Annotated in this window: 1 protein-coding gene (only partly in view); it reads right to left on the reverse strand. The window is 64.2% G+C overall.

The features are described from left to right. Positions 1–26185, reverse strand: partial view of an alpha/beta fold hydrolase gene (locus M8859_RS13105; RefSeq protein WP_249644284.1) — the 3' portion only. It continues 17069 nt past the right edge of the window; 26185 of the gene's 43254 nt are visible here — the last part of the coding sequence; its start codon lies beyond the right edge, outside the window; its stop codon occupies positions 1–3.

Below are 26185 nucleotides of genomic sequence, written 5' to 3' on the forward strand. Positions count from 1 at the left end.
TCACTCGGAGGCTTCGTACACCAACTGAAGGATTCTGGGGACACCGAGCGGTGCAGGCCGCCACGCGGGCGACACCGCCGACTGTAGGGTGCCGAGCGCGCTGTTGACGTAGTGGGCGAGTTCGACCGCCCGGTTGTCCGGCGGCCCGCCGGTCAACCGACGGTGTTGGATCAGGCGAGTGAGGTCGTGTTCGGCACGCTCCGCGGCGTTCACCGCGGTGTATCCCCGCAGGTGCCGGGGAACGGCCCGGATAGCCGGAAAATAAGGGGCGGGAGCGCCGCGGTGCACGATGAGTGATTCTTCGTAATCGGGCGGTCCGAAGGTTGCGGAACCAAAATCCAGGACCGCGTACTTCTCCTCGTCGCCTCGGGTGACTTCGGGACCTTCGCCGTCGACGAAGAAGTTTCCCCACAGATCACCGTGCAACAGACGGAACCGCTGGGGCCGCACCGATGCGATATGTCCCTCCAGACCGTCGTACAGCGACGCGGGAAAACCCAAATTGTCTGCCACCCAGGCGAATAACGGGTCCCTCTTGCTTTTCTGGAAGTGCCGCTCGGTGTGGCCGAGAACGGTGTACAGGAAGCCTGCGGAGTCCCCCGATGCCGGCCAGTCCGGTGGCAGCGGCGGAAGCGACTCCAGCGGCACATGCTCGAATACCTGCTCGAGTCCTCGCAGCGCGGCCTTGGGTCCCGCGGTTTGCAGAATGTCCACCCGCCGCCCGAGTCTCAAACGGGTGAGTACGGTGAAGCGTTCGGCGATATCGGGGGAATCGGCCACATACAGCACCCTGGGGATCTTGGGTGCCCGGGACACCTGGTCGATGTACCGGCCGACCGCTCCGAGGATCAGATGTTGTTGGCCTGGCCAGATCTCCATGTCGATCTGGGTGTAGTCGGGGCCGTGAAGGCGGGGGCTGGAGACAGCGATATCCCGCCACAGATCGACGTTGTTGTTGTTCCCGTGCCGACGTATTCCGTGCCGTGCCGACGTCTCCCGCAGCGCCCTCGCCACATCGTCGGACATCACAATGGCACCGCGAGCTTCCCGAGTCTCGCGAGGCTCCCCGAGGTAGGTGTATTCTCCGGCCGGCCGTTTATCCGCCAGTCCAGGATGGTCGTCGCCCGCGCCGTCGGTGATCGACCATGCCCTGTCTGGAGAAGGCGCTGCCGGGCTGCTCCACACCGACGTTTCCGGGATGTTCGCGTCGTCATTCACAACCCTGAGACCGGGAGGAACGACACACGGTTGGGATTCGTCGATGACAAACCAAAACGTTTTGGCGCCGTCGGCGTGGTGTTCGATGTCATGCGCGTGGGTTAGCGGATCCAGCAACTCGACCTCCAGAAACCACTCCTCGAACAGTGGGAACAGAGCTCCTGCGGCCTCGGACCTCGGGGCCCGGCGGTCGGTGATCGCGACTCGCAACCGCCGTGCGCCGGGATCTCCGGAGACGGTGATGTCTGAGGTGACTGTGTCGGAGTCGACTGCGGCGGGATCGAGGTGTGCGCGGCTGAAAACCTGGCTGAACAAAGTAGCGAGAGCTGATCCGGCGTTCCCCCTGTGTGACGGTGGCCACCCATCTCGCTCGAGCCGTGAAACCAGGTCGTAACGCTCGGCGTAGATGCGCGCGAAAGGTGTTCCATGGAAAGCCTCGGTCGACTTCGAGGCGCTCGCTGCCGTGGGTACCTGTGCGGTCTCATGTTCTTCCGGCTCAGTTGGTAAAGCGGTTACTACATAAGTCGGCTCCTCGGGATCCGTTGCCACATAGAGAGGTTCTTCGACATAAAGAGGTTCCTCGAGCACGTAAAGAGGCTCTTCGATGTCGGTGTCGGTGGATTGGCATCCATCGGATACCTGCAGTGCGTCCGGTGTCGTGCCGGAATGTAGTTGGGTGCGCAGCTGGTCGGCGATATTGATTACATCAGCATAAGTTGGCACCAGTTTTGTAGAGCCGTACCAATTATCGTGTGGGCGACCGAGTGCGAAAGCAATACTCTCGGCCAGCTTGGTTATTTTGCTGCGTTCGGGATCGGGCGTGGTCAGCAGGTCCACGAGGCGGATCGTATCGTGCAGGACTCGTGCAGTGTCGAGTAGAACCAGCCAGGGTAATTCATATCTCTTAACTGGATCACCCCGATCTGCGCCGGGATTGCGATGCTTGAGAACGGTGCCCTCGTAATCAGCAGGCGCAGGATGCGCCAAGCCGACGTCTACTACCTGGTACCCCGTGGCCGTCTCCAAAACATTGTCCTTGGTCACATCGGCGTGGCGGGGGAGAAGGGGCTGAGCCCGAATATCGGCGGCATATCTCTCCATGTTGTTAGTAAGCAAATCAGGGAATCTTAGTTTGTGGAACATGGTCTGATACGGCTCGAGAGTGCGGTGACGTTGATATACTTCTTCCAGGTGTTCCTTCCTCATCAAGAAGTATTCCAGTGAATTTGTCGGGTAATCCTCGGGAACCCGCAGGTGGCCTTTGCGTCGTGGTTCAGAATCACGCTGCAGCCGCACTCGTTCGAACTGCTTGCCCATCGCGCCCAATGTCTCGATTATTCGTCTGTCGTTGAGGGAGTTCACGGGCATGCCATAGCTGCGCGGTTGCACTTCCCACAAGACGCTGCCGTCGGCGTCCGACTCCACATACAACACCCGAGGTAGCAGCAGTTCTTCGGTGCTCGGTTTGGCTTCCGCGACCGCCTGCAGGACCTCGTACTCCTTCGGCCAGAGCACGTAGTCCAGCGACTTGCGTGATCGTTTGGGTATCAGCACCGCGAAGTCGCCGATCAGGTAGACGTCTTTCTGGGTTCCCGAACGCTTTTCGCCGTACCGTACCCCGTACTCCCGCAACCCGCGCGCCACCTCGGGCGGCATCACTTCGCCATCGTCACCACCGAGGTGTCGGTACTCCTGGGCAGAACGCCGGTTCCGCAGGGCAGGATGCTCGTTCAGGAGCACGTCGGCCTGAACCACCAATATCGGTTCGTCGAAGTCGCCATCGTCTTCGGTCGCACCGCGGTTGGTGGCGACATCGGGTGTTCCTGCCTCGGTATTGCGTTCCCCGGCTTGTGCTTCGGGCGCAGGGTTGTCGTCGCCGGGGGCACCAGTGCGGTCCTCGGATGCAGGGTGATTCCCGGACTGCGCTGTGACCGCCGGCGCCGGGGTGTGATCGATTCCAGTGAAGGCGCCGTCCTCTGGGCGGTTCGGGTCGGCGGCATGCGCCACCACTCCGTAGGGCACACCGCGCGGCACGCCGCTGAATGGATCGGCCACTGCGGATGGCGGACCGAAACCCAGCCCATCCAGACCACGGGCACGGTGCGGCGGAAGATCCAGCACCGCAGCCGGATCGAATGGCGCATGTGCGCCGGGACCGAGCGCTTGCGCATGCCGGGCGGTCCTCGGGTCGTATGCCACGTCTCGCTGATCGACCAGGGGCGCGGGAAGGTCTTCGGTCTTAGGAGTGGTGTTCGCGTCTTCGACAGGCAATTTCTCATCCCTGGACTGCGCTGCGACCGATGGTGCCGGGGCGTGAGGGCTCACCGCGAAGGCGCCGTCCTCTCGGCGGTTCGGGTCGGCGGCATGCGCGACCGCACCGTGGGGCACTCCGCGCGCCACTCCGCTGAATGGATTCGGAACTGGGGATGGCGGATCGAAACCCAGCCCATCGAGACCACGGGCACGCTGCGGCGGAAGATCCAGCTCGTAGTCCGGTACCGAGTCCCATCGGCCGCGTGCCCAGTACATCCACTTCGGAAATGGCAGTGGGTCGGATTCGGCGCGCCGGATCGCTTGTATCCGCTGTTCGTCCTGCCGGAAGGCTTTTTTCGCCCACGCGTCTCGTTCGGCACGGAAGTGGCTCGCGATGACGGGCAGCGCGTCCATGCCCATCATGTGGGAGACGCCGCGGAAGAGATACAGCTTCGATGTCGGGATCAACCTGGCGTTGTTATGGCTGTGGTCGACAGGTGAGAATTGGTCCGAGGTGCCGTGCACGATGTCTACCGGGACGTGGTACCGGTCGAACCGGATTCCCCAGTGGCCGGTCAGCTGAATGGCGTCGTCGGCCCATGCTTGCAGGTAGTTGCGCAACGCGCGTTGATAGCCGCGAGCGAGCTCATCGCGGTGTGTGCCCACCCACATGTGGTCCATCGTGGTGAAGGCATCCTGGTTGTAGCGGAGCAACCACTCCCCGTCCCGCGCGATGTTCTCGGCCATCTCGGTGAGCGTCGCGGCCATGGCTTCGGTGTCGGGCCTGGCATAGATCCGCTGGTTCGCCTCGGCCATGCCTGTCATCCACTCACCCATCTCGTCGAGCCGCGGAGCGGTACCCACGAGGGAGACGACGCGGTCGACATGGTCGGGGTCGAGAGCGCCGACCGCGATGGCCACCGATCCACCGCCGGATCGTCCGAGCACGGAATAGCGTTCGAACGCGAATAGCTCGGTCGCGATGTGAATGATGTCGCGGGCGCAATCGGCCACGGTGCGCCCAGGCAGCGGATCCGAGTCGCCGTAACCGGGTCTTTCCACGACGATTACCGTGAATCCGCGGTCGTACAGCTGGTGATGATCCGGCAGCGGACCATCGATTCCGACCGGTGTGCCGGGCGAGAGTAGGACCGGGTAGCCGTATGGATGGCCCAATAGGCGGAAATGAACAGTCCTGCCGTCCGGCATCCGGGCGGCGTAGAGCTTCGAAACACGGCCCAAGTCGGCGGTTTCATCGGGCTCGGGAACCGCTCGAACTGTCTCATCCGGCAGTGCTGCTCGGTGGCCTCCATGACGGGTCCGCTCGCGCCGCGCCTCGATCGAGTCGTGATCCGGTCCAACGGAAATGGCTCGCATCGAGTTCGCCGGAGCGATCTCGGTGGCCGCGCCTGTGTCACTGTCGGCGGAATCGAGCAGTTGTGTCGCCGTTCTTTCGGGAGCGGCGGCACCCCGCTGCTCTGCCTGTTCGCTCTCGGGGAGGATCAGTCGACCGCCTGAGTCGGCTTGCTCGGTCCATTCGAAAATTGTTATGAGGAGTTCGATCTCCCCTACTTCTTCCGCGCGGCCTGCGTCAGCGGCAAGCTCGGCGACGCGGTCGATCGACCGTCGAATCTCGGCCAGCAGGTCTTGGGCTTCGGCTGGTGCCAAGGTCGCGCGGACGAGGGGATAGCCGAGCAGCCTGTTCATGGCGTCACGGTAGGCCCGTTGGTAGGCGCGTTGCGGATGGAAGACCGAGTCCATCGCTAGTCGGTGGTCCGGGCCGGCGACCACCGGCACGTCGTCGATCACTGTGCCGGTAGTGCTGAGACGGGCGAGTTCGGCCTCGATCTTGTTGTACGCCCGATTCAACCGATCCGCGCTGACCGCCTTGCCCTCCCGATGGCGCTGCACGGTGATCCAGTTCATTTCGGCCATCCGCGCCTGTAGGTTTTCGATCCGTTGGGTGGTTTCTGGGCTGGGGTCGACCGCCGCACCTCGTTCCGCGATCGGTGTTTCCGGCTCGCGATCGCGAGGATCGGGCGCGGTGGAGTGCTTGGAAGCAAGGCGGTGCGCGCTGGAGCCGTCACCGGCGGGGCCGGGCGGAACGATCAGCTTGCGGCCGCCCAGGCTACTGTCCACCCCCGGGAGAGCCGCAGCGGAGTTCCGGCAGGCCGCACAGTTCTCCAGGTGCTCCTCGACCTCGGCCCCGACCTTCCGGCCCATGCCTATGAGTGCCCACATGCCGAGTTGCTCGACTGTGGATCGGCATGAGTTCCTCGCGTGATGGGAGAGTTCGTGGAGCAAGACCCGGCCGGCTGCTAGACCCTGACGGCGCAAGTACGGACGGACGACCTCATTCAAGTACTGCACCTCGAGCGGCTTGGAGGCGATCTTGTCGAATATGGCAACGGTCAGATAGCGCGTGAGCAGGAACTCGGGGGACTGCGGTTCCAGCTCCCGGCAACCGGGATAGTGCACAGTCCACAGGGCGTCGTGGCTGAACATCAGCCACAATGCGTACTCTTCCGGAGTGAGGACGGGATCGCGGTCCGCCACCATAAGGTTGTAGTCTTCGGCATAACGCCCCGCCACCATGAAGTTGTGCCCCTCCGCGCGTAGCAGGCGTCCCCCGACGTAGGCCATATCTCCCTGGCGAATCTGCTTGGTCTGGGGCAGCTCATCCCCGGACACGCCCCGCCAGAATTTTTCGAAAGCCGTCATCTCCTTCACATCGGCGCGATTCGACTCGCGTTCCTGCGCGTCAACCCGCATGGTCCGATTCTTCAAGGCATCGATTTCCCCCCTGCCCGGAATGACGCGTCGTTGCTGGAGCGTCGCCGGTCCGGAAGTCGCATGGGGCGCGTTCAGCAATCTCTCGGCTCCGAGTGTCAACCGTACGGCTGCGTCGACCCCCGCGTAGAGCGGAGTCCGTCGGATCGCCCGCCGCCGCATCCAAGCTTTTCGCTCGGCGCTTTCGATCCACTTCCGGCCGGACAGCTCACCCTCGCGAGGCAGCGGGAATTCCCAGAAGTACCAGAAGATCTCCTTCCACGGACGCAACCGCTCCATGAGTTCTTCCAGCGATGGATCGGCGGGCAACACGTGCACGTCGGGCACGATCAAGTTGCGGGTGGGGTCGGCGGGCACTATCAGGCCGGCGGGAGTAATACGAATGCCGTTGCTTGTAGCCGCGTATGCACCTGACTGTCCGGTGCTGCCGACGGCGCCGGATTCTGTCTCGTGAACTGCCGAATCGGTGTGTTCCCGACCGGGCCTCTCGAACGCATGCCCATCCAGCCCCACGCTCGGATCGACCGCGTGCAGCATGCCGAAGTCGAACCGCTGCCCGCGCGGCGGCGGGACGGCGCCCTCGTTATCCCATTTCTTTCGCTCGGGTACATCGAGACCGAAACCGGCTTCCGCTTTGAAACCGGGTACCTCACCTCGCAAAGCGAGAACGTCGTCCGGTCTGTGGCCTCGCTCGTCGTCGGGCGTCTGGTCTGTGGCGTCGTCCGGTGACATGGGCGTGGAAGTTTGCGGCAACTCGCGTGCGGCTCGGAAGAGATCCTCTGGATCGCCGTCGCGAGTGGGGAAAACGGACTCGTCCACCATTCCCTGGCCGACCATCCGCATGCCCAACTCGGTTTCGTACAACGTGTGGTGGTGCGGGATCATGAACGCTGCCACAGCGCCACGGAACGCTCCCTCCCACTCTTCCGGCAGCCCCAGCCAGGTGAAGCGCGACATCAAGCGGGCCGCACTGCCCGAAATGCCAGCTGCCAGCGGGATGCCTCGCTCGACAGCGACTTCGCGGAACCATGGGCTGCCGGGTTCGAATTCGACAAGTGCCACGCCGGGGCGCCAGGTCAGTGGAACGGCATAGCGATCGGGATCCAGCGCCAGTGCTGTCGCCGCGTCCACCACTCCTTCGTCGCGGTAGACGAGCACAGCCTCGACTACTGCGTCCCCGGCGTCATCGCGGACGCGGCGACCGTTCTCGTCGTAGCGGTAGAGCGGGAGTACGTGACTGACCGTGTCGTCCTCGGCCCGCATGGTAGTTTCCAGCTTCACCACATCGACCCGGCCTCGGCGACGGGGAAGACTCGCGTCGAGGTCGAGCCGATCGATGCGCAAGGCATGCAGTTCGTCGGGGATCGCCTCGAGTTCGCGTTGTGACAGGGGCATGCCGAGCAGCGCCCAGTCCTGCACCGTCAGGTGTCTGCGCAGCATCATGTCGGGCGTACGGTTCTTGCTCGCCTCGACCCTGCCCTCGTATTCCGCGAACGCCTCGCGTGCCGCGGCGCTGTCGAGCACGGCATGTCTCACGTCGCGCAACTCGGCCGCCGTGACCGTCGGATCGTTTCGCAGGATCGATGCTCGGACGTCGCGCAGCGCGGCGACGTCCAGTCCCAGTTCGCCTGCCTTCTCCACCCAATCCGGCCGATTCACCAGTTTCGCCAGACCCTCGTCCAGCGTCGTGCCAGCGGCGGCATCGCCCAGCTGCGCGTTCCGGATCATCGCGTTGAGCACGGCCGACATCAACTCACGGGGATTGCCGTCGCGGCGAAGTTCCGCCAAGGACACCGAACGCTCGACCATGCCGCCCCACAGCTTGTTCTCCGGTGCGTAGAAAGCGGCGTCGATTTCCTCCGGCGTGGCCTCGGGATGCAGGGCGCTCAACAGCTTTCGTAGCCGGTCCAGCACTGCGACAGTCACCTCCCTGGTCTCCGGCCGCTGGTACAGCCGGCGCCCCAGTTCGACCTCGTCCCGCATGCGCAATGGTCGCCATCCGGGACGTTCCGCGGTTTCGGGTGGGGTAGCGGGTTCGTTCGTTGTCGGATCGTCCCGCGTCCCACCGCGGGCGAATCCACCGCCGTCCGCGTGGGGTTCCACCAGCCTATTTATTCGCTTGTGCTTGGAGACCGGGCCGCCACGGTCCCATGGCTTGCCCCGGTCGTCGAAGGGATCGACGAGGTCGGGGACGCCGCCGATCAGGCCGACGCGCCGGGCAGCGGCAGGTCTGCGCATCGGGGCGTCGGTACCATCGGCCGCCGCGGGTACCCGCCCCGCATCCGCTTCACCGTCAACCGTTGCGGATCGTTGCCGGTCATCGGAATCGGTGACACCTTCGGTGGCCACCGTCGTCCCCTTATTCTCGGCCGTCGCCCGGAGGTACAGCTGATCCGCGAACTGGGGCCGCGGCCGTTGCACCGCGTGGGCTTGCTCGAATGCGTAGGCGTAGCCGATCAGCGTGGGTTCGCTCCATGCCGCGGCCCGGAAGGTTATGTTGACATGCTCGCCCGCTGGATGGTCGTGGTCGGCCGGGGTGCGGCCTGCTGGGACGATGATGGCTGGGTATCCGGCCTTGTCGCCCATGATCGTTCCGTACTCGTAGACGGATACCAGTGCGGTGAGTTTGTGCTCGGCCATCACCGCGTCGATCCGGGTTTTGCTTTCGGCGAGGTCCAACTGGAGGTCTGCGTGGTATTTCGCCGTGTCGATGCTGCCCGGGTCGAGGTCTATCGCCTGCGCGGCGAGGGCGAGGTCTTGGCCGTACTTCAGCGCTTTGTCGGCGTGGGCGTTGTTGTAGGCGATGATGTCGGCCAGGTTCTTCATCGGGGCGTTTGCGGGCAGCCGCGAAAGGTATGCGTTCAGGTCGCGCTTGAATTCGTAGGTGAAAACACTCGACCAGGGCGGGTCGTTGTCTTGGAAGCTGTGTGAGGTGTCGAGATCGACGGTGACCAGGGTGGCGCCCTGGGCCTTCAGCGTATCCAGCGCCGCATCCCACAAGGGGCGCTTTATGGAACCCTCCGATTCGATCCCTACCGTCATCACGCCGATCCGGGCACCGTGGAGGGCTTCCGGATCCAGATCCGCGGTGAAATCGTGGCCCACCAAGGGATTGCTCGCGGTCGCAGGGTCTTGTGGATCGACGCCGACGAGCGCCGTCAACAACATCGCGGCTCCGGTGACGTCCGGACTGATCGCCCCTGGGGTGTCCCGGGTAGCGGCCGTGGGTACGACGCCCGTGCGAGGCACAGCACCAACAGTGGGTTTGAGCCCGACAATCGAGTTCCAGTTGCACGGAGTCGTTATCGACCCGGATGTTTGGGTGCCTACGGCGAGCGGTGCAATCCCGGCCGCGACACCGACGGCAGGTCCTGAGCTCGAACCCCCCGGTACTAGCGAGGCGTCGATCGGATTGAGGGTCTGGCCGCCGTAGGAGCTGTACCCGTAAGGAAACGTGCTGCTCAGGTAGGTCCCGAGCTCGGTGAGATTGCCGTGGCCGAGGATAACCGCGCCCGCCGCACGCAATTGCGTCACCAGAGCGGCATCCGCGGCGGGGTAGGAGTCGGCCAGAGCCACCGAGCCTGCGGTGGTCGGCATGCCCGCGATGTCGATGTTGCCCTTGATCAGGACCGGTACCCCCAACAGTGGGCCGTGCGCGGCGCCGGTCCGCCGGAGTTCGTCTGCGCGGGCAGCCTCCTCGAGTGCTCGGGGGTTGATGCCGATCACCGCATTCAATGTCGAAAGCGCCTTTATGCGTTCCAGACACAGCTGGGTCAATTGCACGCTGGTGATCTGCCCACTATCCAGCAGTTCGATCAATTGCAAGCTCGTCACCGATACGAGGTCCAGCGCTGGTAACACGTTCGGGCTGGAGTCGCCGGGCGATCGAGCGGGACCCGATGCGGTCTCGTGGGGACCGGAATCGGTCTTTTCCCGACCGGGCCTTCTGAACGCGTGCCCACCTGGGCCCACGTGCGGGCCTGACGTGCCCTCTGGATCGCTGCCCTCGACGCCTTCGTCGTTTCGCAGCGTGATCGCGGTGACCAAGGTGCCGTGCTGGAGGTGGAAGCGGCCCGAGAGTGCGGTCAGCGATGGGTCGGACGCCGCGTCGGTTGTCACCCGCGCTTCGAACGTCCCAGCCGGAGCGTCGGCGGTATCGGGATGAAGGGTGATTTCCACCTGGTTGTGCTCGAGCTGCTGCCCGGTCAGCCGGTGGTACAGGTCGATGACGTTGTCCTCGGCCGAGACCACGACCGAATCCCGGTGGAGTTCAGCCGTCGCGTGGTCTTTGGCGTCCAGGCTGATCGCTCGGTACGTTCCTGCGGGACCGAGCGCCACGGCGGCATACTTCTGCGTGCGTGCGGTGGCACCGGTGAGATCTCCCGGCCAGAGCGCTGAACCATCGTCTCCCGTCCGAATCGGCTCGTCGCCGTAGCCGAGCGCCTGGAGTGCCTGCTGGGCATTCAGCCATACGCTCAACACGGAGCTGCGCTCGTTGCCGAACGTTTCCACCGCATGGATGTCGTCCGGCAGTACGTGTCGGATCAAAGCCCCGTCGGTCGCTGTTTCGACGGACGCTGGGATTGCGTCGTCCCCCCTTACCCCCTCGGGCGATTCGACGTGCTGTGGCGGCGCTTCCCGCTTCGGGGGCGCCACCGCGTGGTCATCACCGTCGAGTAGTCCGAGGCGCAGTGCTTTCATGAAGCTCGGAATCTTCCCGCGGACTCCGAGTTTCTCGCCCAGACTTACCCGGCGCTCGCTGATGCGGCGTACCGTCATCTGCTGCCTTTCGGCGATCTGCTCATCCGTCAACCCCCCCGCTGTCAGGCGGAGCAATTCCATGTCCTTGGCGTTGAGACCGAAGAGATCCGGTGTCGCGGAGGCGGTGACGACGCTGCTGAGCAGTCCGCGACGGCGTGCCTCTACCACCGTCGGAATCGACTTGCTCACACCCAGTCTCGTGGCGGCTGTTATTCGGTGGTAGGTGACCATCCGTGGTTCCATGCCGAGTGCGGTCGCGATCTCGCTGAGCGACAGACCTTGATAAAGCAGCGTGAGCACGGTGATCTCCGAGCCGGTGAGGCCACCGCGACCGGGCAGCATCCGAATCTCCGGGGCTGAAGTGCTCGTGTCGGTCGCCTCGTCCTCACGCGATTCCGGGGACGTGAGCGAAGGCGAGTCCACCCCGGGCCGGGGATGCAGTTTGGTCCGGATTCGTGACTGCAGAACCCGTACAGTCGAGGCGGCGATATGCAAACTCTCTGCGATCTCAGCGACTGTCCGGCCCGCCGCCTGCAGTCGGTTCACCTCGAGTTCTCGATCGGTCAGGGCTCGACGAGGCGTCGGCTCGACCGGCAATGTCGCGCGCACGCCCTGTCCGGCGGCGATGGCGATACCCAACGCGCGAGCCGCGTCCCACAGGACCGGAGACTCGTTCGCGGGATCACCGGGCAGACGCAGCTGTGTGGCCGTCGTTGTCCGCTGCGCGGTCTGGAACCGGCGCAGCGGGGCTCGGTGATATGCGGGGAGGGCACTCAATTCCCGTCGCATGTCCGCGGTGGTCGCCTCGTTCCACGCCGCGATCAACGGGTCGGACTCCGAGAGACTCGCGCCGAGCACCAGAAAACGCCGGACACTCCACCACATTTCGGCGATCCGGCGATGCTCAGCAATGACGTTACGGGCAACGAGGACGACCCATTCCTCGAGACTCCGATCACCGATCTGGCCGAGATGGGCGACCACATTGCCGGCAACCTCTTCGAGAATCTCAGGCGCATGTCGGCTCCCGAGTGCACTGCCGGCCAGCTGAACGACGCGGTCGCCGAACACTTCCTGAATGCGGTGGGTGGCCTGCTCGGCGTGGCCGTTGGCGACATCCTGCGCGATGAGTTCCTGGAGTTGATGGGACGGCGCCGTGTGCGCGTTGGATTCAGGCGCAGGACTTGTGGCACCGTTTTCAGACGCCAGGATTCGATCAACCGAGTCGTCGCCGGCCTGCCCGACGCTTCCGGTCGAGCGAGATGCCGACTCGTGTGTCCCGGGACCGGCGGTCTCGGCGCTTTCACTCGAAGTGGGTCGGGATCCACGTCCACCGACCGCCCATCCCTCCGGATGTGGGCCCATCGCGTGGACAAGGCCGGGATCGAACCTCTGCCCACGCGGTGGCGGCACCGTGCCGATGTCCCAGGCTTTCCGCTCGGCAATATCCAGCGCCGACCCGGCGGCACCTGAGCGACTTTCTCGCGCCGCACTGGGTGATCGGAGCGAATCAGGCGTCGCAACCGGAAGGTCGGTCATCACCGGGTGGTGGTCGGCCGTCTCGACCGCGGCCGCCCGTGCGGCGGTCGGCCACTGCGTCGCTACGCGGTCTATTGCGGTCCGGACCAGTTCCTCGTCAGCCGCGGTCCGTGGGTCACGCACGACGACGACGGTGATGTCGTCGACTTCTCCTTCGGCGTCCGCCCGGTCGACCACCTCGGACGCGATCGCGCCGGGGTTACCGGCGTGACGGCTGACGGCGTCGCCGAGCGTCTGGAGGCCCGGCATCGTCTTCACCGCGCCGTCAGTGACTGTCACCGCGACACCGCCGCGCGGCACGGTTATCGTGCCGTCCTCGGCGACCACGGGCGCGTCGATGTCCTCCGACACCAGAACGGTCGTGATGTATTCCCCCGGCGCGGCGTGTTCGTTGAGCCCCGCCGGGATGCGGCCCTCCCGTCCGAGCGCGTATTCGATTGCGTGCCGGTAACCCTCCAGCCACGGGTTCCGCTCGAGCGCCACGCGCTCGGTTATTCCCCTCTCCGTCGCGAACATCCGGATGGACGAGTGGTCCTCGGTCAACCACATCGCATGCCGACCGTCCGTGGACGCCCAGCCCACTCGACTGTCCCCGACCCACCCAATGGTGAACCGATCCGATTCCACGATCACGACCGCGACCGTGCACTGGGGCTTGTCCGGGTGGTCGGCGTACTCCGGCTGTCGGCCGAAAGCCTGCATCTTCGACTGGACATGATGCAGCGCTTCCTGCAACAGCGCCTCCCGGGTGAGTCTGCGCCCGAACCGCGCCCGTGACCAATGCTCTTCCAGATACGCCCCGAGCTCGGTCGCCGCCTCCTGCGCCGCGCGGTGGCCATCCGGCGCTCCGCTCACCCCGTCGAACACCGCGGCAACCACAACCCGCTTCCCGCGGCGGGTGAACTCGGTGACCATCATCGCGTCCTCGTTGCGGTCGTGGGAAGCGCCCCTCTTGCTGACCCCCGCAGCGGACCGGGTTTGCCCGGCCAATCGCTCGGCACGCTCGGGTTCGTCGAGTTCCTCGACCGGTCGGCCATTCTGGTCGCGCAGCCCGTGTTTCGGTCCGAAGGCAGAGTCGCCGCCATTGGTCGATCGCGTCTCCGGGGCCACGTTCCGGGACGCCGATTCCGGGCGGCGAGCCGGATACCGCGCCAGCGCGATGGTGATGTTGCCGAATTCTGTGTTGGCCCGGGCGTGGTCGACCGATGCCCGCGCCGCGCCCGCCCGATCACCAGCACGCTGCCGGACGATCGCGCCGATCGCGTCCGGCAGTGTGCCGGCCAGCCCTTCCGTACCGGCAACCACCGTGCCGTGCTCGGGGATCCGGTGGTTGCGAACAGTGACAGCGCCGTCGCCGTGCCGTCGCCCGGCCCCGCGGACGGCCGGTTCGGCGACCGCCGAACGCACCGGGGTCAGTGGGCGTGAATGGGAGTCGGGTTCGGCGGGAACGAACAACACCTGGCTGTCGCCGATCGCGCCGGTGGTGATCCGGTCTTCTTCGACTAGAGCGAGGGCAAGCGAGCATTCCAGCCCGGATTCCGCAACGACCACCGACCGCTGCGCCGCGTCGATCGCGCCGGCCACCGCCTTCTCCGGATCGAAGCGACGCCGCCGAATTGCGCGCTCCAGGTGAGTCATCGCCTCATCTCGCGCCGCCGCAGCGCTGTCGGTCGAGCCGCCCGCCACGTTGAGCACCAGCACAACCTCGACCGGTTTTCCGTTGCGTCGCTGCAACACCGTGGCCGCCATAGCGGCCTCGCTCTCGGCCGGTGCACCTCCGTTGTCCGGTGGTAGCGCGCCGGCGTCGGCTGGGCGTAGGGCGCGCCCGCGTGCGGGGTCGGGGTCGGTGTGGGGGTTGCCAACTTGCAGTTGGTGTTGTCGTGATTCCAGGGTGCTGGTGCCAGTGAGGCGGGTCAGTTGCAGCGCGTGTGTGGTCTCCGGTGTGAAGGGTGGGTTGTCGGGGTCGTAGACGGTTTCGGGTTGTCGTGCGTGGCGGTCGTGGATCCAGATGTGTTCGCCGTCGTTGTGCCACAGCGTGAGGTGTCCGATCGGTTCGCCGACTGGGCGGGCGTTGACGAGCATTCCGGCGCCGGCTCCCAGCTCGGTGAGCAATTGGGCTATTTCGGTGAATCCGCCGTCGAACCGTTGGTGGTGGGCTCCGGCCAGCCAGGCTACTGCTGTTGGGGGCACGGGTCCTGTCACGCCGACTGGTTGTTGGACGTCGAATCCCAGGTCGCGGGCGTCGGCGAAGGCACCTACCGCGCAGACGGGGTGCACAGCGCCCTCCGAGGAGTGAGGGACATCGGCGGCGTGTGGGTTGGCCGGTGGTTGTGGCGAGCGTCCCTTGACGACGTTCTTCTCATCGGGTCGGCCGAATGCCGTGCGCAGCCTGTCGCGGGCTTCGTCGAGCAACTGTCCAGCGTAGTCGGTTGTGATCCCCAGTGAAGTGGCCACGTCATCGAGCGACTGGTCCTCCATCAGATGGAGCACTATCTGCTTCGTGAGGTTGGGCTGGGTGAGATCCGACAACGCACTGTCCAGTGTGTCCTCGAATTCCACGTCATAGGCTGCAGAAGAGGGCCCGTCCTCGTTCGTGAAAACCGAATGCGCCCTGACATCGTGTCGGCTTGTTCCGGATTCATCACCAATCGGTTCGTCCAACGACCGCACCCGCCGCGCGAGCAAGGTCCTCGCCTCGGTAACTTGGGCTGCGGTCAGGTTCGTGGCCTGCTCAATCTCGTAATTGTCGGGTTCCCGGCCGGTCTCATCGACATGCCGGTTTATATACGCGGACACCGCGCGGAGCATCTCGGCAGTTTGTTTGTCATGATCCGGATCTCTGGACTCGGCGTACGCTCTGCGCATGGAGAAAAGCGCATCCGCCAATGACAGAGCGCGCAAGTTCGTACCGGGAGTGGCGTTGCGGATAGCAGAGAGAATCATCTCGTTGCCGCGTTGCACGAGATCTTCGTGCTCCCCGGCATTCCGCCATCGTCGGGCGGCGATTTCAGCGATCCAAGCATATTTTTCGAATAGCTGATCGCGAGCTGCCGCTTCCTCCTGTGATCCGACCGGGGCTTCGATGTGCTTCCATATCAGGTCGTCGTCGGTGGTGTGGCCGACAATATCGCGACGCTGATAATAACGCAGCACGGCTGCTCTCATGCTGTCTCGAGGTATACCCAGATTGTCGCGGATTCTACGCAAGTAGGTAAGGAGCGGTCTGTGTCCATCTGCACGCAGGTAATATGCGAGCTTAGCTACTCCAACTTGTGCATCGAATTCGGCTGTAGTCATTCGACGGTACAGCCGCTGTGCTTTGAGCCAATCGTTCACAGAATCGTAGGCCGCCGGATCCGGGTCTGTTTCGCCTGCTGGATCCATCCGGTATTCGTATCCCCACGCTTCGGCAAGCTCGTTCCAAGGTCCCGCACGGTGTAAAACGTGATCGTAGACCTTCAATATCTGAAGCTCTCGACTCCTTCCTATTTGGTTCTCATAGTCGCTCAGCGCGTAGGCTCGGATCGCAAATATCGACGCGGTCTCCGCCTGGGACAAGTGATTGACCGCGCGGAAGTGGAGGCTGTACTCTCCGAATGATCCGGCGACGGATGGGTTCGGGTATCTGAGAGTCGTCCTCGCCAGATGGGCATAGCATTCGGCAATTTCGTCTTCGATGACTCCGTAAGGCGGAGGTATTGTGGCGAGCAGCTTTTTTGCGATATTTCCAGACGGACGGTCTCGGCCCTTCTCGATATCATCGTAGTAAGAAGATGAAATTCCGGCCGATTGTGCGACTTCCGCCTTGGTGTATGTCTCGAATCCAAGGAAATCGCGGGCGGACTCGAAGAAATCCTTGATACGTTCACTATGGTATCTACGGCAGAACGCCAAGTATTCGCCGATATGCGCATAGCCTTCCGGGTAAGCCGGTTCACCATCTGCTGTCAGCAAAGCGGGATACATTTGTGCCACTTGCATGTAGGTCTCGCGCGCGCCGGGTACTCGGCGCAGGAGGGCTCGGACATGAGTGATCTTGAGCTGCCGGCTTCCCTCTTCTGCTGCTTTCCAGGTCCACGCGGCGTCGATCAGTTCGTCCATCTCGTGGTGCGGCACGCCGAGATATCCGCGCACTCGGTGCGTCCACGTTGTGGAATCATCGCTGTCCGGGCGGGGGAACTGTCCACTCGGCGCCGAGGCGAGTGCTGTCTGGTCGAGCCCCGCGCGTGCCAGCCACCTGTTCACCTGTGACGGCAGCAGGTGGTGCATCTCCATGTACTGAGCCATGCTCTGTCGTGGTTGTCCGGACTTGTCCGCCAGTCGCCGCCGCACCCACCGGACGAACCGCTTTTCCTCACTGGATGTTGGAGGGCTGGACTTCGATGAGCCGAGTCGTGAGTTAGCGACCTGGCCCGAATTGTGTTCGTTGGGCGCAACTCGACCGGCGTCATCGTGCGATGGATGCGGTCGTTGTGAGGTATGGCTTACCGGTTCTTCTCGGGTGGAAGCGGGATCAGCCTCCGCAGTGGAGGTCGCAAGGTCGACATCCAAGTCGATGCTGTTGTTCCGTGCCGCCTCTACCAGGTCGGACTCCGGACCTACGCCGAGCTTTCCGCGGATTCTCCGCACATAGGTCAGTACAGTGCCCTTGGCTATTCCGAGTTCCGTTGCGATCTCGCCGTATCCCGCGCCCATCGCAATCCGCCTGAGCACATCGACTTCACGCTCGGACAATTCGGGCGGGCTCGGCTCTTCCGGGTCGGCGATGTCCATGCCGCGACGCCGGGCGGCTTCCATCAATGCTTCCCGAGTCGAGGCTCCGAGCTTCCTGTGCACCTTCTGTCGGTAGGCTCCGACGGCTCCGGGCGATAACCCTAGATGCTCGGCAACAGACGCATTCGTCATACCTCTGGCCAGTAATTCGAGGACCGCTGCTTCGCGCTCGGATAAAGTTGTTTCGACGCCGCTCGGATCACCCCACCGCGACCACTCGGAGCCATCGACGTCGAGGATTCCTTCCCGGAACGCGACCGAAACAATTCCGGCTCGATCGCGAATTCCGAAAGCCCGGCCGACTCGGTCCATGATTCCCTTCACGTTCCCGGGGGAGACAGTTCGGCTCGTCGACGCCGTCATCGTCTTCGCGATCGCCGCGCCGGTGAATCCTTTCGCCGTCAGGATCAGGACGGTCCTGTCGTCGGTCGATAGTGCGATGGGATCCTTCTGTGTAAAGGGAAAATCGAGAATGTTCAGAGACCCTCTGCGTGTGGCCTCCGCTATAGCCGCTGCTTTGTTTTCTGCCCTGAATTTCGTGACAATCCCATCGATCACCTCCATTGCGGTTCTCGGAGAACATCCGACCGTTTCCGCAATTTCTGTGGCCGTCAACCCCTGAGCCAACAGCTCGAAGAGTTGGGTCTCGTTCGGGGTCAGCTTGTCGTCTGTGTCCGGAACGCCACGCTCGGCGGCGATCGATCTGGCCAGTCGCCGTATCGCACCGGACACCAAGGTTCGTGTCGCGACATCCCCGAGCGGCTTCGTCGGCTCCGCAACCGCGTTCAGCACGTGTGCTGTCTCGGTTTCCGAGCGGCCTTGCTGATATCGAAGGACCACGGCTGCTTGCTGGACCGGCCGAAGTCTATGGAAATGAGCTGCGAAGTCCTCATTGGACGCTTGGAAAAGCGCTTCGACGACAGGGTCGGACTCCTCAACACCTTCGAGATCCGTGTATGCCGCGGTGACGGCCTGCTTCAATTGCCGCAGCACGCCGTCGATGCCGCCAGCGGGCATCCCCGGCTCGGCCTGGAGGGCTGGGCGGCCACCCGAGGACTGTTCACCGGACGGGGCGCGGGAATCTTGTGCCTGGTTGTCGGGAGGTGATGCGCCGGCGTCGGCTGGTCGCAGGGCGCGCCGACGTGTCTTGTCCGGGTCTACGTGGTCGGTCGCCTGCTCCGCTCGGTGCCGCCGTTTCGGGTCGTCCCACGGCACGCGGTCACCGGGGATCTCGTCGTTGTCGATATGTCCCAGGTGCTGGTTCAGCATGTATTCGGCCCGGTTCAGGCCGGCGGCGCGGTGGCGTTCGGGGGCGAGGGGGTTGTGTCCGGGGTGATGGAACGCCATGTCGGCGTGCGGCTCGGCGACTGTGATTCCTCCTGTCGGATGTGTGGTCCCACGCTGCGCGGTTGTCTCGGTGGTCGTATCGGTTGAAAGAGCCACCTCGGGTGCGGCCGAGCTGCTTTCCTGCGCCGATCGTGTCGTTTCACCGGCTGCGGGCTCGCTGTCCGCGTGTGGCTCGGTGCGCTTCCGCGCAGGCGGCGCGGCATCCGGCAGTGGTTGCCGAACAGCGATTCCGGTGAGGATTACGCCGCCGTCGACCAGGAATCGACCGTGGAATTCGGTCAGTGGCGGGCCGTCGAGGGTGGATCGGTCCTCGACGAGCAGCCGTGCGATGAAGGTGCCCTCATCGAGATCGAACGTGATCAGCGCGTCTTCGAAGTCCAGTGCGCGGTGGGTGAGCGGGTACCACGCCTTGTAGACGCTTTCCTTGGCGGAGAACAGCACTCGGTCCCAGTGAACGCCGCGGTGCGTCCCGATGCGGCCCAGCCAAGCTTGTTCCTCGGGCAGCGCGATGCGATTTCGCAGCACATCGGAGATCGGCTCGTTGTGCGCGGCATCGATGCCGATCGATCGATGGTGTCGAGATACCGCGGCCACGTAGTACCCGGTTTTCTGGGTGAGGGTGAAGCCCAGTGTGTGGCTGATACTTCCCACGATGCCGGGCTGCCACAGAGGCATTCCGCCGGGCACGTTCCCCCCCGCGCGCAGCACCGGTTCGACCGGCACGCCCAGGCGCGCCAATGCCCGGTGGGCGCACGTGCGTCCGTACACGATCTCGCGTTCGCGCACCCCCTCCGGATCCGACTGGATCGCCTCGATCAGCACCTGTTCCTGTGGCAGTAGCGCAGCGGTGGGGTCCTCGCCGATGATCTCGGCTGTGGCAACCTCGGCGGGCAGCCCGAGATCCTCGACGATCGTCCGTCCCACTGGTGCGCGCACTTGGCCGGGTTCGACGGCATTCGTCCCGGCTGTTCGCGTGTCGAGTTCGTGATATGTGGTGGTCGCCTCGATCAGGTCGTGGAGTTGGGCCGCGCGCCGACGGTCGGCGCGCTGCTCGTCGGTCAGCTCCGACCGCGGCACGCCGGCCAGCGGTGCCAGCTTGGTCCGCAACTCGTTGAGTTCTTCCCGCAGCTCGACGATGCGCAGGGAGCCCGGTTGAAGCTCTGCTGGATTGATCGACAATTCCTCGGCAACGGAGTCGCGACGTCCCCGTATCTGCTGAACCAGATCCCGGTCGGGAGTGATCCTCGCCGCATCTCGCCCGTGGACTGGGGTCGTTTCGTTCGTTTCGGGACCGAGCTTCTCGGCTGCGCCCAACTGCTCCGCGTCATCAACTTCCCTTAGCGGCACTACGGACGACAAGCCCTCGCCGGACTTGTCGAAGAAGATGGCCTGTAAACCCGGCGATCCCGGCGATGCTGCCGGTGGCACGTGATTGGCATACAGGATGCCCTCGGCCGGATTGCGCAGCTCGATCCGGACTGGGCCGTCCTCGGCGACGCGGCGCACCAGTAAGTAGGCGCGGCCGTCCGGCTCGATGACAATCGCCGATACACCATCGCCGCGATCGTCGTCTCGACCATCTGGCGACTGCCTCGAGGCGCGCAACTCGGCGTCGATTTGCCCGACATCCGTGAAACGGCGCAGCTGCCCGCCGGTTGCGGCCGCCAGAACGTCGGCTGTCGTGTGCTCAGGACGGAGACGGTTTGGTATCGCGACATCGTCCCGGCCGGTGAGGTCGCGGAAGTCCTGCAAAAGTAGTGATACGTCCGGCTCGCCCGATGCTCGCCGCTGTGCCCATCGTGCCAAGAACTCCGCCGGCGACGATCCGTCACGTGTCACCGTCAGCCAATGCAGCACTCGTGCCGGATCGGTCAACGGCAAGGACGATACGACCGCACCGGTCCTGGCTCCTTCGGCCACACCCTCGACCGAATCGAACATATCCAGGAGCGGGTGTACGAACGACAGCAGTGCGTAATGAGGTAGCAGGGCAAGCCAGTCGGTGAATTGGACCTCGGCCGGTAACAGATCGAATCCACGGTAAAGCTCGTAGGCCGCCCGCAGCATCGCCGGTGCGAGGTCATGGAGCGTCCAGTTACCCTCGTCCGCCACGACATGAATGAACTCGTGGTGCGTCAACTGGTAGATCATGTCCTCGGCCGACTCCGCCCAACGGTGGTCGGCAACTTGATCCGCCCACGACTGGGCGAATTCCGGATCGGTGAAGATTCTTCTGTTGAGCCTGATCGACGCGTAGTAGTCCCTGGTGTCAGGAGTGGTGGTGCCGAAACTTCGGGTCACGCCGAAGCCCTCGGTTTCTTCGTCGAACCTGAAATCGCGCAGTGCGAATCGGCCGCCGTATTCCGCGATCAGGTGTCGCAGCGCACGGTCGACGGATTCGACGGCTTGCACCGTGACGACCGGATCTTCCCACTCGGAGAAACGGATATGGTGGTCGTCGTACAGTTTCCGAACGATGCGGGCCTTCGCTTCGAGATCGCTCCGAGGCGGCGGCGCGACGCTGTCGCCGCGCGGTTCCGACCGCGGCTCGTCGAACCGAGCCCAGACCTCACCCCACTGCTCGACACCCGACACGGTGGCCGAGTCGAGCAGTTCCCGCACCTCGGTTCCGACCTCGGTATGGCTGAACAGCGGCGCATGCCACGTGAACAGCTCGATGTCGGGAGATCGCTCGGGACGGTATTGGTCCACGTCGAATGACACGTACAGCGACCGAGCATCGGCCTGCGTGGACATCCGCAGTGTGAGCCGAGCCTTCATGTCCTGCACGGCGGTCTGTTCCTCATACCACTCGACGCCGGACCGTTGCAGCGAGCGGGTATACCGCTCCATGTACGTCATCGCGTTGCGCCCCGCAACGCGCACCACCTCGGAGGCGGCTTCGATCTGACTCCGATCTCGCCAGCCACGCTCGTGCATCAGGTCGCCCACGGCCGTCGCGACCGCCTCCAAGTCCTCCTCGGTCCGCAGACCATCGGGTGCGTAGAGCGGGAAGAATTCCAGGGTGAGATCCGGGTTCAGATCTCCCCGATCCGTCGGCAGATCTCGTACCGCGGCAACGGCGGCCTCGTAGGGATCGAGATAGTTCCGGCCGGAATAGCGGAACCCATCGTTCGAATCCGGAGACACGGCACCGTCACCCTGCTCGTGCTGTCGCCCTCCTCCGGAGACCCAACCACCCCCATCTATGTGGGTCTCGCTGAGCTCGTGCAGCCGTCTGCGCACTTGGCGCGGTTTTCCGAGATTCGAGAGGCCACCCTCGGAGACGGCACCGGCGCCGTCGATGTCGTTCCAGGGGGGGACGCTTGCGTGCCCGATCATGCCTACGTGCCTAGTGACATGCCGTGGTTCGGAGCCGTCGCGCTTGTTGGTGGAGCCCTCCGGTTCGACATCGGTCGGCGGTCTACGGCTCTTGTGGTCTTCACCGGAAGCGTTGCGCGCCTCGAGATGGTCGTGGTCGCCGATGATCCGTCTTTGCTTGGCTACCGCCACGATCTCCGCTCGATCACCGCTGAGGCCGAGCTTGACGCGAATACGTTCGAAGCTGTAATTCACCTTGCTCCGAGGGACACCGGCGGCCTCGGCGATCTCTCCGACGGACAGGCCTGCCGCGGTCAGCTCGAGCACTTCGACGTCGAGATCGGACAGGCCATGCCCTCGGGGAGGCGTCGCCGGAGGCGGGGTCGACCATCGGTTCCGACTTTTAACCGTCGTTCCCAACCCGGGAGTGATGGCTACATACCCCTCCACGCTCAACTGACGATAAGCCTTCTCCACGGGGCCTCTCGACATATACATAGCGGCGCCGAGTTGCTCTGCCCGAGGCAGAATCCGACCGGCCAAACGATCCGAGAGCACCGCTCGGCGCAACGCGGACAAGACCATCACTTTCAAGTTCCCCCCGGCTGCCTGCAACAACTCGCTCATCGGCGCCTCCTCCGTGAAGATCCCCAGCATCTCTTCGGGAGTAATCGGCGAAGCGACCTCCGATGGCGGCGTACCAGGCCATTGATCGCGGCTCGCTACCTTCGTTCCGACCCCTCCACGGTGGACCACCACATAACCCTCGCGGGAGAGCTGCCGATACGCGCTATCGACAACGTCTCTGGACGAGAGGCCCAAGTGCTTGGCCAATGCGTCATCGACAGGCAGCAAACGGCCTGCGGCCAACCGACCCGACAGGATCGCCGCCCGTAACGTTTGGGTCAGCGCGGTCTGCCAACTGATCCGGTCGGCAAGCTCCACCAGGGTCGCGTTCGGCGCTGCTGCGTCGAGACTGTCCAGCAACTCTGCCGGGCTCACCGGGAGCACCGCGGCGAGAGCGTGGACGGCGCGGCGCCGTAGCGACTTGGCAGCATCAGCCGTACGGTTGGCGCTGATCGCGGCCGTGGCGTCGGCAACCGTCAGATCCTGCAGAAAACGGAGTTCGAGGTACTGCTCGTAGTCGGGGTTGCCGAGTTGTCGGATGGTCCGTCGCAGCCGTTTGAGCTGGCGCTCGTCCCCATTGGCGGCTGCGTCCAGAGCCGCCTTGGCCGCTGCTTCGACCGCCAGCAATGCCTCGCCGGCGCCGGGGTCGGTGCTGGTGTCCCGAGCGTCCTTCGGATGTGGTTCGTTCCACAATCGGTCATCGCCGTTGCCATGGTGGTGGAATTCGAGAAGGTGTTGGTTGAGGTTTCGTTGTTTGTTCGCTCCGATGCCGTGTGGGCGGTGTGGGAAGTGGGCGTCGATAGGGTTGGGGTCGACATGGTGGAAGAGTTCTACCCCCGGGGGTAGCGGATTGGGTGGGAGTCCGCCCGGGGTGGTTGACGGTTCAGCCACCTGGCTGGGCGGACGCACCTGCGGCTGTGCCGCCTGCTGCGGCGGCAACTCTGCGGGGGCATCCTCCCGAGGAGATCCGGGAGCGCGCGTAACGTCGAATGGCGGAACCATGGTGCCGTCCGGTGCCACTTCGATCCGAATACATACATGCCCCTCATCACTCGTGAGCATGATGTCTCGGCCGCCCCAGACATCCCCTGTGAAACCTTGTTCGTGCAGATAGTTCGACAGCAACCGATGTGCGTGTCCGGCCGCCGCGCTGCACCCGATCAGCAGCAACTGACTTCCCGGGTGTTGGGCGGAAGCGGTTTGGAAGTAACCACTCGACCACACAATACGGCCGAATACGATTCCGTCGACGAGGACTCCCCGACGCTGCCCGGTCTGCCGATCTTCGATATTGATCAGATAGCCGTTTTCTTCTGCGTGCGCGAACAAGACGATCGGCTCAGAATTCGTATCCGCATCGAAGTACGGCGCTTTCTCGGGCTGCGGGTCCTCAGCCCACTGCGATGTCGGAGCTATATCCGGCATTCTTGTTGCCACATCCGACACCGGCCAGACGGGTATAAATTCTCGGTTTCCGGGCCTGTTGTCCGTCAGGCCCCACGCTCGGATCTCATCGGCATTTTGCTCGTCCCCTGGAAATCCTGCGCCAGAAATCTTCCCGTCGGACGAAGACACGGGAATGATCCAAATATCGTCGAACTCGAATTCGATGTAGCCACCAGTATCGTCCCAACCGTAAAAAGGAGCCTGCGGCGACGAGCCGGAGTCGACCACACCGGTGTCGGACAGCGTTGGTTCGTCTGGCTCGGACGCGGCATCGTCCGGTGCTTCGGTAGCTTCCGCTCGCCCGCGGCGGCGCTCGCTGCCGGCACGCATCTCATTCTCGAGCCGAGTGACGGCGTGGTCGGCGAGCAGGAAGTTCTCGATCGCATCGACGAGTCGCTGGAGGTCCGGGTTGCTCGTCGCATCGGCGAGCGCGCGTAGCTCTATCAGTGAATTGTCGGCGGATGCGTGGGCTGTCGGGCCAGGTTCCGATAGTCCTAGTAGGTTCGCCAATTTGCGATCCAACTCCTCGCCTGAATCTGCGAGCTGCTGCTGTGTCACCGGATCGGCCTGCGCCGCATTCGCGGCTTCGATGTCCCGAAGCACGGCAAGCCGCAGTGCGACCCAGTCGATGACAAGATCCATCTCCTGGGCTGTAGCTACCGCCGCCCAGCCTGTCTCGCTCAGCCCCCGAATCCACCCCTGAGCGATGGTCACCGCCTGTCGCACCCACCCGGCTCGCACCAGATCCGTGAGCACGCCGCCCAATGCCTCGGCGAGTTCGGCCCGTGTCGATTCCAAACGAATGCGCAGTTCTTGCAGGCGAGCTCCCGGATCATCGGCCGCGCTGTCCACAGGCGCATCGCTGCCGGTGAAAATAGCTCCCGACCTGGCCAGCCACGGATCCACAGCCCTGGTGTGGAATTCGTCGATCGCGGCGGATACCCGATCGGCGTCCTCGCCGAGGACGACATCCGTGTATTCGGCCGTGATTACGTCATCTTCGCGCGTGAGTACGAGGGTGATCCGGCCCTGCTTACCGAGAACCGGGTTGATCGAAAATACGATCGACAGCGAATCATCCGCCGGGACAACGGCCGTGACGTACATCCAAAACTGAGCGGTGGCCCCCGGGAACATAGCGCGAGCATCGGGAACTGCTGGGTGGGGGCTTTCGCCGCGCTGGTCGATCAGTTGACCGGCGGTCGGCACGCCGACCGGAATCTGCTTTCGCCACAGGTCACCGAGGATGGTGTCGTCGAATTCCACCGGTACACCGCGCTCGGCCATTTCGAACAGGCCTTGGGCGACGTACTTCAAGTCGGCCGATGCCTTCGGGAGCATATTACTGCCGAAGATAATGTATACCTGCCGACCGCCGTCGATGAACCAGTGCCCGAATGAATATACATGTATGTCGGGCTCGGGAAATGAACTGTATAGCAAGGCATGCGTTCCAGCCGGGGTCGGCATCGAGCGGTCGCCATTGGCGGTCAGGAAGAATACATCACCTTCCGGGCCGGTGGTATAGGGCGCGTCTTCGTCGTGAATCCCGCCCCCGACAGCGGTATACACATTTGTGTAGTCCAGCGATGCGGCGACTTCCGGCGTGTACATGTACTTGTCCGACGGCAGTGACACGGCATCGTATTTCGTGCGGACCCCAGTTTCTCGGCCGGTTGTGTTTGCGGCGGCATCGGCCGTGCCGGCCTCCGGTTCCGAGGTCGCATCGCCCAGTCGGCGAGTTCGTTGCGGATCACCGCCGCCATCGGCCCTGTCGCCGCTCTCGGAACCACGCGCTCCACTGCTGTCCTGTGTGCCGTCCGGATCGACGACGGCGCCTTCACCTTCGGACTCGGCTTTCCCTGTAGGCGTGCCGGTCGATGTCTGCGCCGAGATCGCAGCGGTCTCGCGCGCGGTGCGTGTGCGGCGGTTCCATGGGGTGGTGCGCGCGGTCGGGCTGTGCTGCGGCGTCGGCTCGGCGGGCTCGGTCCGCGCGATCTCCGGCACCGCATCGGTGTCGGGTGAGTCGCTAGGCGCAGGTCGGTGATCGCTAGCAGCGGCGGTACCGGGAGCCCACGGGTTCGTGGTGGATGTCGGCGTGTGTGTGGCG

This window comes from Nocardia sputi, assembly GCF_023501985.1.